This is a genomic window from Bradyrhizobium sp., assembly GCF_019244115.1.
Lineage (GTDB): Bacteria > Pseudomonadota > Alphaproteobacteria > Rhizobiales > Xanthobacteraceae > Bradyrhizobium.
The window spans coordinates 1-12,051 of record NZ_JAFATE010000819.1; the positions used below are offsets into that span (position 1 = coordinate 1).

Here is a 12,051-nt window from a genome sequence, read left to right on the forward strand (position 1 = left end):
CCGCCTCGAAGCCCGCGATCTGCTCCGCGACGTAGCGCGAGATCGCGTCGGGATCGGTGTCGGCGGCGTTGTGCGGCGTCAGCACGACGTTTGGATGGGTCCAGAACCGGCTGTCCGCCGGCAGCGGCTCCTTTCCAAACACATCCAACGATACCGCGCCCAGCGTGCCGTCGTCGAGGCAGGCGAGAATGTCGGCCTCGTTCTGCAAGCCGCCACGGCCAGCGTTGATGAGGACGGGTGCGCCGAGCGGGCTGTTGCGGTTCAGCTTGGCGAACACGTCGCGGTTCAGCGTGCCCCGTGTCTCCGGCGTCAGCGGCAGCAGACAGACCAGTATGTCGGTGCGCGCGAGGAACGAGTCGAACTGACGGCTGCCATGCAGGCAGGTGACGCCGTCGACCTGTCGCGGCGTCCGGCTCCAGCCCAAGACCTGGAACCCGATGCGGCGCACCACCTGCGCGGCCTCGGTCCCCAGCGTGCCCAGCCCCATGATCCCAACCGAAATCGCACTCGCCGGCCACTGGAATTTTGGCGACCAGCGTTTTTCCCGTTGCGACTGGCGCAAATAAAGCTCCTGGCGGTGATGCATCAGCACATGCAGCACGACATATTCCGTCATCCGGCCGGTGAGGTCATCGACGGCGACGCGCACCAGCGGCACCTCCGGCAACGTCGGGTCTGCAATGACAGCGTCGACGCCGGCCCCAAGATTGAAGATCACCTTCAGATTCGGAAAACCGGCCAGCTCGCCGGGAACCGGCTTCCAAACCGCTGCATAGTGAACCTCCGCGGGTTCGAAGCCGCCCGCCGGCAGCAGGATCACCCGCCGGTCGCCGCACACATCCTCAAAGCGCCCTTTCCAGCGCTGCGGCGACCAGTTATCGGTGCCGCCATGGATCAGCAGTGCAAGCGCGCCCTTGATCGACATTCGTTCCCATTCCGGCTTGAGGTTTCTACCGCCAGACAGGCTTGAGGCCGCAAAGTTTTTCGCAATCCTGTCGGGAGCGCCCATTCTGGTTCGTCTTACCGTCAAAACAGGAATCCGCCCACATGCTCTATGCCATTCTCTGCTACCACGATGAGGATTTCGTCGGCTCCTGGAGCAAGGAGCAGGACGCCGCCGTCATAAAGAAGCTTCGCGTCGTGCAGGACAATCTGGCCAAACAGGGCCGGCTCGGCCCGGTGGCTCGGCTGTTGCCGACCACCGCGGCGGCGACGCTCCGCAAGGAGGACCCGCCGCTGGTCATCGACGGTCCCTACGCCGAAACCAAGGAGCAGCTGCTCGGCTTCTATCTCGTCGACTGCAAGAATCTCGACGAGGCGCTCGACGTCGCGCGCGATCTCGGCGCCGCCAATCCCGGCGGGGCTTATGAGGTCCGTCCGGTCGGCACGTTCATGCCCGGAGGGCTTTCGAAGTGACCGACACCGCCTGGATCGATGCCGCACTGACCTCGGCGCGTCCCCAGGCCGTCGGCGCGCTGCTCCGTTACTTCCGCAATCTCGATACCGCCGAGGAGGCGTTCCAGAACGCCTCGCTCCGCGCCCTGAAGAGCTGGCCGCAAAACGGTCCGCCCCGGGATCCCGCGGCGTGGCTGATCATGGTCGGCCGCAACGCGGCCATCGACGAGGTGCGGCGCGAGCGCTTCAAGGCGCCGCTGCCCGAGGACGATCAGGCGATCTCCGATCTCGACGACGCGGAGGAACAGCTGGCCGAGCGGCTCGACGGCTCGCATTACCGCGACGACATCTTGCGACTTCTGTTCATCTGCTGCCATCCCGAGCTGCCGGCGACCCAGCAGATCGCGCTGGCGCTGCGTATCGTGTCAGGGCTCACCGTGAAGCAGATCGCGCGCGCCTTCCTGGTCAGCGAGGCCGCGATGGAGCAGCGCATCACGCGCGCCAAGGCGCGCATCGCCGAAGCCAATGTGCCGTTCGAGACGCCCGGCGCCGTCGAGCGGGGCGAGCGGCTCGCTGCCGTGGCGGCGATGATCTACCTGATCTTCAATGAGGGTTATTCGGCAAGCGGCGACACTGCGGGTGTGCGCGGCGCGCTGTGCGAGGAGGCGATCCGCCTGGCGCGACTGCTGCTGCGGCTGTTCCCGGGCGAGCCCGAGATCATGGGCCTTGCCGCACTGCTGCTGCTGCAGCATGCGCGCACCGCGGCGCGCTTCGATGCGACGGGCGAACTGATCCTGCTCGAAGACCAGGACCGCACGCTGTGGAATCAGACCATGATCACGGAAGGTCTGGCACTGATCGACAAGGCGATGCGGCATCAGAGGAGCGGGCCTTATCAGATCCAGGCCGCGATCGCCGCCCTGCATGCCCGCGCGGAAAAGCCTGAAGACACCGACTGGCGGCAGATCGACCTGCTCTACGGCGCGCTGGAAGTGGTGCAGCCGTCACCGGTGGTTACACTCAACCGCGCGGTCGCGGTGTCGAAGGTGAGGGGGGCGGAAGCCGCGCTCGAGATGATCGAGCCATTGGCGCCGCGGCTCGCCAACTATTTCCATTTCTTCGGTGTGCGCGGCGCATTTTTGATGCAGCTCGGCCGCAATGACGAAGCCCGTGTCGCCTTCGATCGCGCCATTGCGCTCGCCAACACCTCGGCGGAAGCTGCCCATATCCGCAAACATCTCGACCGCCTGATGCGCGACAGCGCGCTGACGAGCGCGAAAACCGGGAAGTGACGCGGCCGGTACCCTCTCCCACAAAGGGGCGAGGGTAGCTCTGCAGATCCCGCCAGCTGCTGACAACAGCATTGTTCCGCCAGCCGACGAAAATTTTTCACACACGCCTGTCGAAGCGCGCTTGCCCCGTTCGTCTATTGGTCAAAGCCTGATCAATGGAGCTGATCATGTTGATGCTCGCGGAATTCCTGCCGCTGCTCGATCCGAAGTTCTTGACGCAGATCTTTCGCCTCGTGTGCAGGGAGTTCGGATCGACCGCGCTCAGTCGTCGCCTTAGTGGCCCGATCATTCTGTCGATGCGGCTTTTTGGGCTCATCGAGCTGGCGTTGCGCGCGCTCGTCGCAGAGACGGCGCATCGCATGTCGCATGGTTCGAGCGGAGCGCTGGCGCCGCGTCTCGATTTGATCTCGATCCTTTGTGCGGTGCTCTGCGCCGTTCCGCTGATCTCGATCCCGGGCGCGATCCTGATCGCCGGTTGCCTGGGCGCTGCGCAGGTATGGCACACGCGAGGCGAAGCAATGCTCCCGGTCTGCATGCTGTTTGGAATCTGCGCCGCATTGCTGGTATGGGACGGGCCGTGCCGGCGCGCGCGAGACTTGGGCTTGCTGCGGACGGCCCCGCGCCGAAATTGCTGTCTCGAAAATTGAAAACCGGAAAAGGGAGTGACCAATGTTCGAAATTCTTCTCGTGATATCCGGGCTCATCTTCATCGCGCTTGTCGCCATCCTTGTCGCCGCGTCGCGCAAGCCGGATACGTTCCGCATCGAGCGGTCGGCGACCATCAACGCGGCGCCCGAGACGATCTTCGCCCTGATCAACGATTTCCATCAATGGCGAGGCTGGTCGCCTTGGGAAACAAGGGATCCGAACCTGAAGCGGAACTATAGCGGGTCAGTGAGCGGCAAGGGCGCCGTCTATGCGTGGGAGGGGAACCGCAATGTCGGTTCCGGCCGCATGGAGATCCTGGAGTCCGCAGTGCCGTCAAAAATCGTGATCAAGCTCGATTTCATAAAACCGTTCGAGGGCCACAATACCGGGGAGTTTACCCTGACCCACGGAGCCAACGCGACGGTCGTGAATTGGGCGATGACGGGACCGTCGATCTTCTTCTCGAAGCTCATGCAGGTGTTCATGAGCTTCGATCGCATGATCGGCAAAGACTTCGAGGCCGGCCTCGCCAATCTGAACAAGCTCACCGCGAAATAACCAATGCCGGTTCGCCGGCCAACACGAGGAGCCCAGCCATGCTCAATCCCTACCTGTTCTATCAAGGCAATTGCGAAGCAGCCTTCAAGTTCTACGAAAAGACGCTCGGAGGAAAGATCGAGCTGTTGCTGCGGAACACGGACGCGCCGGCGGACATGCCCGCGCCGCCGGAGCGCAAGAATCAGGTGATGCATGCGCGCATGTCGATTGGCGGGCAGGTGCTGATGGCTTCGGACGCGCCGCCCGAGCATTTTCACAAGCCGCAGGGATTTTCGGTCTCGCTGACCGTCGCCGATCCGCAGGAGGCCGAGCGCAAGTTCCATGCGCTGTGCGAAGGCGGCAGCATCAACATGCCGTTCAGCAAGACCTTCTTCTCCAGGGGATTCGGCATGGGCACCGACCAGTTCGGCATCCCCTGGATGATCAACTGCCCGCTGGAAGGACACTGAGTCTGAGGTGGACCATCTCGACTGACGTCGTCATGGCCGGGCTTGTCCCGGCCATCCACGTCTTCTCTCATCGCCCGCCAAGACGTGGATGCCCGCGACAAGCGCGGGCATGACGAGCTGTGGAGCAATGTCAGCAACGACTCATGGAGCGTGCGGTTGAATCACCGACACGCGCGGTAGATCGCCTTGAGCTCGCGCCCGCGGAGCAGCAGGAGGCGCGAGGTCAGGCCGCCGTGGCGACCGATCCAGTCGCGGACCGGTGTGGGATAGGTCTGCAGCACCAGTTCGGATGCTTCGGGTTCGGCATAGGTGCGGCCGCGGCGATCGACCGAGCGCGCGGCATGGAAGCCGAGCACCGCACGGCGCGTGACGCAGATGCGTTCGTTCGGCACGATGCTCAGGACCAGCGTGCAGGCCGACAGGCAGGGGCCGTCGATCACGACGCGCTCGCCGGTCTCGCGCACCTTGTCGAACAGATCGAGGAACGGGCCGACCTGTCCGCCGGGGCTCGCCAGGATGCGGATTTCCGCGCGGGCCGGCGCCTGCATGATGGTGCAGGCGGCCAGCGTGAGGCCAGCGATCAGCCATGTGCGGAATGTCGGCATGGTCCTCTCCGTTCTGCCGCGCGCCGCGCAGCGTTTTGAGGCCGATGCCCGCCGGCGCTGTCCGCGACGTCACACGATAGCGCGAGCGTGCGGTCCGGGCACGCGAGTGCGGCCAGGGCGCCTTGCAGCAGCTTGTCCTCGATATCGAGCAATGCCACGCGCCAGCCCTCGGCCAGGAAACGTTTTGCGGTCGCAAGGCCGATGCCACGTGCGGCGCCGGTGACGAGCGCGACCTTGTCAGCAGAATGTGTCATGAATGGCCCGTGTGAAAGTGAATTGCATGTTAGCATGGCTGCGGCCCTCATCCTTCATTTTGATTTCGTCCTCTGGGAGCCCGTTCATGATCATTAAGGATCCGGCAACCGCGGTGGCGGAACACTGGCGGGAGGGCGTCGAGACCCGCATGATCGTCTCTGCGGCCAACGGCGCGTCGGGGCTCTGCATCTTCGAGCAATGGGTCGCGCCCGGCGCCGGGGCGCCGACCCACTCGCATCAGGTCGAGGAGGTGCTGACGGTGCGCGCAGGCGAGGCCGAGGTCTGGCTCGCGGGCGAGCGCGTGACGTTGTCGGCCGGCCAGTCGGTGATCGTGCCGGCGCGGAAAACTCACGGCTTTCGCAACAGCGGCAGCGGCACATTGCATCTTCACGCGGTGCTGGCTGCGCCGGTGTTCGAAGCACTTGCCGAAGGCGCCATGGAGGTGACGCGGCGCTGGCAGGCCGACAGTTCGGCCTGAGGCCGCGCCTCGCAAAGGACCTTCTTTTTCTGGTGCGCTTGTCGGCGCGACAGGACGCCGGCCGTCCTTTGGCAATGGCGCGCCATTGCGCCACAGAACAGGGAATCCCGATGTCGCTCACACTGCATTTTCATCCGCTGTCCTCGTTCTGCTGGAAGGCACTGATTGCGCTCTATGAACACGGAGTCGAATTCACGGCGAAGTCCGTCGATCTCGGCAATCCGGAGGAGCGCGCGGCGCTCCTGAAACTTTGGGGAATCGGCAAGTTTCCGGTGCTGCAGGATGATGCGCGGCAAGCGATCGTGCCGGAAACGAGCGTGATCATCGAATATCTCGATCAGCATTTTGCCGGTCCGGCACGGATGATTCCCGCCGCTCCCGAGCTGGCGCTGCAGACGCGGCTGCGTGACCGCTTCTACGATCTCTATGTCCATCTGCCGATGCAAAAGGTGATCGGCGACCGGCTGCGTCCCGGTGACAAGAAGGATCCCTACGGGGTCGCGGAAGCCAGGGCTCAGCTGCGAACGTCGTACGGCATGATCGAGCAGCAGATGGCCTCCGGCGGCTGGGCAATGGGCGACGCATTCAGTCTTGCCGACTGTTCCGCCTTTCCCGCCCTCTACTATGGCAACGTCGCCGAGCCGTTCGGCGATGACCACAAGCACCTCAAGGCCTATCTCGAACGCCTGAAGGCGCGGCCGTCCATCGCGCGTGTGGTCAAGGAGGCCGAACCCTATTTCCACATGGTGCCGAAAGAAAACTGAGCCGTGTCAGCAGCTGGCACGCCAAGATCTTGGAAATAATGACCTCGGAAATGATGAGCTCGAAAATAAATGCGTTTGGCTGTCGGATCTGCAAATAGCCGTTCGTCTTTCTGACATGCGCCGGTTTTTTGGGCTCGACCGGCATTGAAAAAATCAACGGAGAACAATGATGCGATTCATGATGCTGATGATTCCGAAAGGCTATGAAGCGGCCGCGCCGGGTACGATGCCATCGGCGGAGGCGGTCGCCGCGATGATGAAATACAACGAAGCCCTCAAGGAAGCCGGCGTCCTGGTCACGCTTGATGGCCTGCATCCGCCCTCGATGGGCGCGCGGGTGTCATTCGAGGGTGGCACGCCCGTTGTCACCGACGGCCCGTTCATCGAGTCGAAGGAGGTGATTGGCGGCTACTGGATGATCGAGGTGAAGTCGCGCGACGAAGCGATCCATTGGGCCAAAAAATGCCCGGCATCGGCGAACGAGGTCATCGAGATCCGCCAAGTCCAGGAGATGGCGGATTTTCCCGCCGACGTTCAGGAAGCCGCGGCCGGTTTTGCCGAACTGCAGCGCCGGTCCGCCGGCCGCTGACCGGCGCTCCCTTTCGTTCAACTGCAAATCAAGAGGAAACCGATGAGCACCAACGATACCTATCTTGCCGTCTTCCTTGCCAGCAAGACCAGCCCGAAAGTGAAGGCCTGGGAAGCGCTTCCGGAAAGTGAGCGCCAGGCCAAGCAGCAGCAGGGCATCGCCGCCTGGCACGCCTGGGCCGACAGACACAAGGGCGCCATCGTCGAGATGGGCGGACCGCTTGGGAAAACCAGGAAGGTCGACTCGCAGGGCATCGGCGAAATCAGCAATTCGCTGACCGCCTTCACGGTCGTTCGGGCCGATTCACACGAGGCTGCGGCAAAGATGTTCGAAGGCCATCCGCATTTTGCGATCTTCCCGGGCGAGAGCATCGAGATCATGCCCATCCTGCCGATCCCGGGCCGCTAGTTCCCTCCGCAAGAGCGCGGATGACTTAGACTAGTGACTTCGCGCCAGCTTCATGTAAATAACTTTCACATGAGCTGGCGCAAGGACAAGGACCAACGCCGCACCGAGCGCGGCTATCACCACGGCAATTTGAAGGAGGCGCTGCTGCAGGCGGCGCTCGATCTGATCGCGCAGAAGGGCGCGGCCGGATTTACCTTTGCCGATGCCGCGCGCATGGCCGGCGTCAGCCCCGCCGCGCCCTACCGGCATTTCCGTGATCGCGACGAACTCTTGTCCTCGATCGCGCAGCGCGGTTTCGAGCAGTTCGAGGCGACCCTTGCGCAGGCCTGGGATGACGGGCATCCGGACACGGTGACCGCGTTCGAGCGGGTGGGGCGCGCCTATCTCGATTTTGCCCGCAACGAGCCTGCCTTCTATTCGGCGATGTTCGAATCGGGGCTGCCAGTCGACGGCAATCCCACGCTTCAAGCAGCGAGCGAGCGCGCCTTTGCCATCATCCGCGCCGCAGCGGAGCGCCTTGCCGCGCTGTCGCCGCCGGGCACGCCGCGGCCGCCGGCGCTGATGATGGCGCTGCACATCTGGTCGATGGCGCATGGCGTCGCATCGCTGTTTGCGCGCGGCGATGCGGCGCGGCGCAAGCTGCCGATGACGCCGGAAGAACTGTTGGAAGCCGAGGTCCTGATCTATCTGCGTGGCCTCGGCTTCCCGACCGACCGCAGGGACGCGCGCGAACCTGAAGCCGAAAAGCCGGCCGGGCCCTGGGGCAAGCCGAAATAAAATTTCAAAAATAAATCGCGGGCTGCGTCGGGTGGTCGCCTTGACTTCCGCGACGGATAAGTTAGCTATGTAAATGTTATTTACATTCACAACGGCGTGAGCCGATGGAGACGGAAATGGCCTACACCGCAGATGTCAATCGATGGCGCGGCCCCACCGAAGAACCCTATCACCCCCACATGCTCGATACGCCCTGGCATCCCGGCTGGATCGCCGTGACCGTGCTCGGCTTCATCATCTGGTGGCCGATCGGGCTTGCCCTTCTCTTTTTCACACTCGGGAGCAGAAGAATGAGCTGTTGGAGCAATCAGGATCGCTGGCAGAACAAGATGGAACGGATGCAGTGGAAGATGGACCGGATGCGCGGCCGCATGGAGCGGCGCGGGTTCGGCTTCGGTTTCGGCCCTTCGTCCAGCGGCAACCGCGCCTTCGACGAATACCGCATGGAGACCCTGCGGCGGCTCGAGGAGGAGCAGGCCGAGTTCAAGGAGTTTCTCAATCGCCTGCGCCACGCCAAGGACAAGGAAGAGTTCGACCAGTTCATGGCACAGCACCGGCAGCGGCCCACCCCGCCGAACGACCAGCCGCAGCAGGGTTGAACGCCCTGCTTTCGACCCGCGTTAAGCCTTCAGGCGGAACGGCCCCCCAGCGCCTGAAGGCCCAACAACCGCCCGCCTGCGCCTAAGCAGGCGGGCGGTTTGTCATTTGAAAGACTGCCGAGAAGGTTCTATTCAGGCCATCACAAAGGGTTGCGCCTGCGGCATTTTGCCGAACCGGATTCCATTGTGGTAACGGCATGTTAACCGTGCTTAGCGTTTGGTTGGATGCGCCGACCCGCGGAAGGCTGGCCCTCGTTTCGACATGTTGGCGGGCAATGGAGGCTTTTGGCTTTGGCGGGCCTCCCAAGCGAGCAAACAGGGCTATTTTTGCGTAGGCGTTTGCCGCCGCGCGTCATGCGGCTGTGGAACCGGCAGCCGTTTGCTCCCGGAGAATTGGGACTTTTGAGAGGACACTGCCAATGAATCCGGCCGATGTGGCTCAAGCGGCGCTGCCGATGGCCTCCACCAATGTGTCGCTGATCGCGCTGTTTCTGCAGGCCAGCCTGATCGTGCAAGTGGTGATGCTCGGGCTGCTGTCCTGCTCGGTCTGGGTCTGGGCCATCGCGATCGACAAGGTCTTCCTCTATTCGCGCACCCGGAAGTCGATGGACCGCTTCGAGCAGGCATTCTGGTCCGGCGAATCGATCGAGGAACTCTACCGCGCGCTGTCGGCCAAACCGACGCAGTCGATGGCGGCCTGTTTCGTGGCGGCGATGCGCGAGTGGAAGCGGTCATTCGAGAGCCATGCGCGCTCGGTCGCAGGCCTGCAGATGCGCATCGAAAAGGTGATGAATGTCTCGATCGCGCGCGAGATCGAGCGGCTGGAGCGGCGGCTCCTGGTGCTGGCCACCGTCGGTTCCGCGGGCCCCTTCGTCGGACTGTTCGGAACAGTTTGGGGCATCATGACCAGTTTTCAATCGATTGCCGCCTCGAAAAACACCTCGCTTGCGGTCGTTGCCCCCGGCATCGCGGAGGCGCTGTTTGCCACCGCGATAGGGCTTATTGCCGCGATCCCGGCCACGATCTTCTATAATAAGTTCACCTCGGAGGTGAATCGCCAGGCCCAGCGGCTGGAGGGGTTCGCGGACGAATTTTCCGCAATCCTGTCGCGCCAGATCGACGAGCGGGCGTAAGAGGCGGTATATTTTGCTTACACCAGCGATGGGCACCAGAACATGGCGATGAATGCGGTTGGATCGTCTGGGGGCGGGGGCCGTCGCAGTCGGCGCAAGCCGGTCATGGCGGAGATCAACGTCACTCCGATGGTGGACGTCATGTTGGTGCTGTTGATCATTTTCATGGTCTCGGCCCCGCTGCTGACCGTCGGCGTGCCGCTCGACCTGCCGCAGACCCAGGCCAAAAGCCTCGATCAGCAGGACAAGACGCCATTGCAGCTGTCGGTCGACATCAGCGGCAAGGTCTTCATCAACGACACTGAGGTCGCGTTTCCCGAGCTGGTTCCAAAACTGAAGGCGATTACCGATCAGCGCGGCACCGGCGCCGACGAGCGCATCTTCATGCGCGCCGACAAGAAGGCCGATTACGGAACGGTCGCGAAGGTGATGGGCCTGTTGTCCGGGGCGGGCTTCAAGCGGCTGGCGCTGGTGACGGAAGTGGAACGGGGATCCTAGGGGCGTGGCGATAAGGGTCGACAAGACACTGATTGCGTCGATTGCGCTCCACGTGCTCGCGATCGGATGGGGGCTGGTCTCGTTCTCGGCACGCTCTTACGAGGTGCCGCAGGAATCGATGCCGGTCGACATCATCTCATCGGATCAACTCGCCAAGATCACCGCGGGTCTCAAGAACGGCGAGAAGGACAAGGCGAAGCCGAAGGTGGAGAAGGTCGCCGAGGCGAAACCGGTCGACGAGGCGATCGGCAAGGTCACCGAGAAGGAGCCGATCGTGACCGACTCGACGCCGCCACCACAGGAGAAGCCGGTAGACAAGCCGGTCGAGAAGAAGCCCGATCCGCCCAAACCGGTCACCGAGACCAAGCCGAAGGAAGAGCCCAAGCAGGCGGAGAAGAAGCCCGATCCGCCAAAGGATCCGATCGCCGATGCCCTGAAGCAGGAGGAAGCCAAGAAGCCGAAACCGAAGCAGGAGGCGAAGACGCCGCCACCGCAGTACAAGCCCAAGGAGCGCACCTTTGATGCGACGTCGATGGCGAAGCTGATCGCCCGGGATCAGGACAAGCGCGATCCCACCCGGCAGACCCTCACGGGCACCACACTGAACGCGTCGGCCTCCTACGGCATGCACTCCGGAACCGCCGACAGCAACGTCGCGACCTGGAAGGGCGCGTTCGTGAACGCCGTCAGGCGCTGCTTCAGCTTCCCTTACAACGGACAGGACGCGGATAAATTCGAGGCCGACATTGACATTCCGATGCGCCCCGACGGGACGGTCGCCGCGGACCCAGTCATCGTCGCAGTGCGCGGTCCGTCTACGTCGGTCGCCACCGCGGCCGCGGAAAGTGCGAAGCGGGCGATCTTGCAATGCCAAGCTTATACGTTCCTACCGAAGGAACAGTATGGGACCTGGAAAACCATTCAAGCGACATTCGGCCTGACCGATTTGTTGTAAGTTCGACATTTGAAAGCAGCAACATCCATGAGCAAGGTTCGACTCGACCGCCGCCGGTTCATATTGGCCTCCGGGCTGACGTTGGCAGCCTTGAGCCAGCGATCCGCGTTCGCGCAGCGAATCCGCATCGACCCGGAAGGTTTCCAGCCGATTCCGATCGCGATCACGAATTTTCTGCCGGGCGGGCCGAGCGATGCCGACGTCGGCAACGGCATCACAGGCGTCATCACCAACAATCTGAAGCGCAGCGGATTGTTCGCGCCGATCGATCCGGCCGCCTTCATCGAGCAGATTCAGAGCTTTGACAAGCCGCCGCAGTTTGCGAATTGGAAGAGCATCAACGCCCAGGCCATCGTGACCGGCCGTGCCACCCGTCAGAGCGACGGTCGTCTGCGAGGTGAATTCCGGCTCTGGGACGTCGGATCCGGCCAGCAGCTCGCCGCCCAGCAATACGTCACCCAGCCGGAATTCTGGCGGCGCATCGCCCACATCATCTCCGACCAGATCTATGAGCGGATGACCGGCGAGAAGGGCTATTTCGACAGCCGCGTCGTGTTCGTCGACGAAAGCGGGCCGTCGGAGCGGCGCGTCAAGAAGCTCGCGATCATGGACCAGGACGGCGCCAATGTGCGCTATCTGACCCGCGGC

Annotated in this window: 16 protein-coding genes and 2 pseudogenes; 15 read left to right on the forward strand and 3 right to left on the reverse strand. The window is 63.2% G+C overall.

What is annotated here, in order from left to right:
- On the reverse strand, positions 1-925 hold a 925-nt coding region (locus tag JOZ76_RS34740), incomplete at its 3' end, for a 2-hydroxyacid dehydrogenase (RefSeq protein ID WP_291705892.1).
- Between the two features lie 122 nt (positions 926-1,047).
- On the opposite strand from JOZ76_RS34740, the gene JOZ76_RS34745 reads away from it, so the two are divergent.
- From JOZ76_RS34745 to JOZ76_RS34765, 5 genes are all read left to right on the forward strand, one after another.
- Positions 1,048-1,416 (forward strand): YciI family protein, encoded by a 369-nt coding sequence (locus tag JOZ76_RS34745; RefSeq protein ID WP_291705893.1) that lies wholly within the window; start codon positions 1,048-1,050, stop codon positions 1,414-1,416.
- The gene (locus JOZ76_RS34750) at positions 1,413-2,687 is read left to right on the forward strand and encodes an RNA polymerase sigma factor (protein ID WP_291705894.1); all 1,275 of its coding nucleotides are present in this window, start codon (positions 1,413-1,415) and stop codon (positions 2,685-2,687) included. Before JOZ76_RS34745 ends, JOZ76_RS34750 begins: the two co-directional genes overlap by 4 nt.
- Positions 2,688-2,854: 167 nt before the next feature.
- A complete protein-coding gene (locus JOZ76_RS34755) occupies positions 2,855-3,334 on the forward strand; it encodes a DoxX family protein (RefSeq protein WP_291705895.1) in 480 nt (159 codons plus the stop codon).
- Positions 3,335-3,356: 22 nt separating this feature from the next.
- Positions 3,357-3,893, forward strand: a complete 537-nt coding sequence (locus JOZ76_RS34760; RefSeq protein WP_291705896.1) for an SRPBCC family protein — start codon at positions 3,357-3,359, stop codon at positions 3,891-3,893.
- A 38-nt stretch (positions 3,894-3,931) separates the two neighbouring features.
- On the forward strand, positions 3,932-4,342 hold the full coding sequence (locus JOZ76_RS34765; protein WP_291705897.1) for a VOC family protein: 411 nt from the start codon (positions 3,932-3,934) through the stop codon (positions 4,340-4,342).
- Positions 4,343-4,503: 161 nt separating this feature from the next.
- Here the strand turns inward: JOZ76_RS34765 and JOZ76_RS34770 are convergent, their stop codons facing one another.
- On the reverse strand, positions 4,504-4,890 hold the full coding sequence (locus JOZ76_RS34770) for a hypothetical protein (RefSeq protein ID WP_291705907.1): 387 nt from the start codon (positions 4,888-4,890) through the stop codon (positions 4,504-4,506).
- Positions 4,891-5,000: 110 nt separating this feature from the next.
- Positions 5,001-5,201: pseudogene (locus tag JOZ76_RS34775) on the reverse strand (SDR family NAD(P)-dependent oxidoreductase); the annotation flags it as partial.
- A gap of 86 nt (positions 5,202-5,287) precedes the next feature.
- Here JOZ76_RS34775 and JOZ76_RS34780 point away from each other — a divergent pair.
- The 10 genes and pseudogenes from JOZ76_RS34780 to tolB form a co-directional block, all read left to right on the forward strand.
- A complete protein-coding gene (locus JOZ76_RS34780; RefSeq protein ID WP_291705898.1) occupies positions 5,288-5,680 on the forward strand; it encodes a cupin domain-containing protein in 393 nt (130 codons plus the stop codon).
- A gap of 110 nt (positions 5,681-5,790) precedes the next feature.
- A complete protein-coding gene (locus JOZ76_RS34785; RefSeq protein ID WP_291705899.1) occupies positions 5,791-6,444 on the forward strand; it encodes a glutathione S-transferase family protein in 654 nt (217 codons plus the stop codon).
- 169 nt (positions 6,445-6,613) lie between these two features.
- Positions 6,614-7,033: a YciI family protein gene (locus JOZ76_RS34790; RefSeq protein WP_291705900.1), complete on the forward strand. Its 420-nt coding sequence runs from the start codon at positions 6,614-6,616 to the stop codon at positions 7,031-7,033.
- Positions 7,034-7,075: 42 nt separating this feature from the next.
- Positions 7,076-7,441: a hypothetical protein gene (locus JOZ76_RS34795; protein ID WP_291705901.1), complete on the forward strand. Its 366-nt coding sequence runs from the start codon at positions 7,076-7,078 to the stop codon at positions 7,439-7,441.
- A gap of 69 nt (positions 7,442-7,510) precedes the next feature.
- Positions 7,511-8,218: a TetR/AcrR family transcriptional regulator gene (locus tag JOZ76_RS34800; RefSeq protein WP_291705902.1), complete on the forward strand. Its 708-nt coding sequence runs from the start codon at positions 7,511-7,513 to the stop codon at positions 8,216-8,218.
- Positions 8,219-8,334: 116 nt separating this feature from the next.
- A complete protein-coding gene (locus tag JOZ76_RS34805; RefSeq protein ID WP_291705903.1) occupies positions 8,335-8,817 on the forward strand; it encodes a DUF2852 domain-containing protein in 483 nt (160 codons plus the stop codon).
- A 419-nt stretch (positions 8,818-9,236) separates the two neighbouring features.
- Positions 9,237-9,950: a protein TolQ gene (tolQ, locus tag JOZ76_RS34810; protein WP_291705904.1), complete on the forward strand. Its 714-nt coding sequence runs from the start codon at positions 9,237-9,239 to the stop codon at positions 9,948-9,950.
- A gap of 42 nt (positions 9,951-9,992) precedes the next feature.
- Positions 9,993-10,448, forward strand: a complete 456-nt coding sequence (tolR, locus tag JOZ76_RS34815; RefSeq protein WP_291705905.1) for a protein TolR — start codon at positions 9,993-9,995, stop codon at positions 10,446-10,448.
- A gap of 4 nt (positions 10,449-10,452) precedes the next feature.
- On the forward strand, positions 10,453-11,403 hold the full coding sequence (locus JOZ76_RS34820; protein WP_291705906.1) for a cell envelope integrity protein TolA: 951 nt from the start codon (positions 10,453-10,455) through the stop codon (positions 11,401-11,403).
- A 27-nt stretch (positions 11,404-11,430) separates the two neighbouring features.
- A pseudogene (tolB, locus tag JOZ76_RS34825) lies at positions 11,431-12,051 on the forward strand (Tol-Pal system protein TolB); the annotation flags it as partial.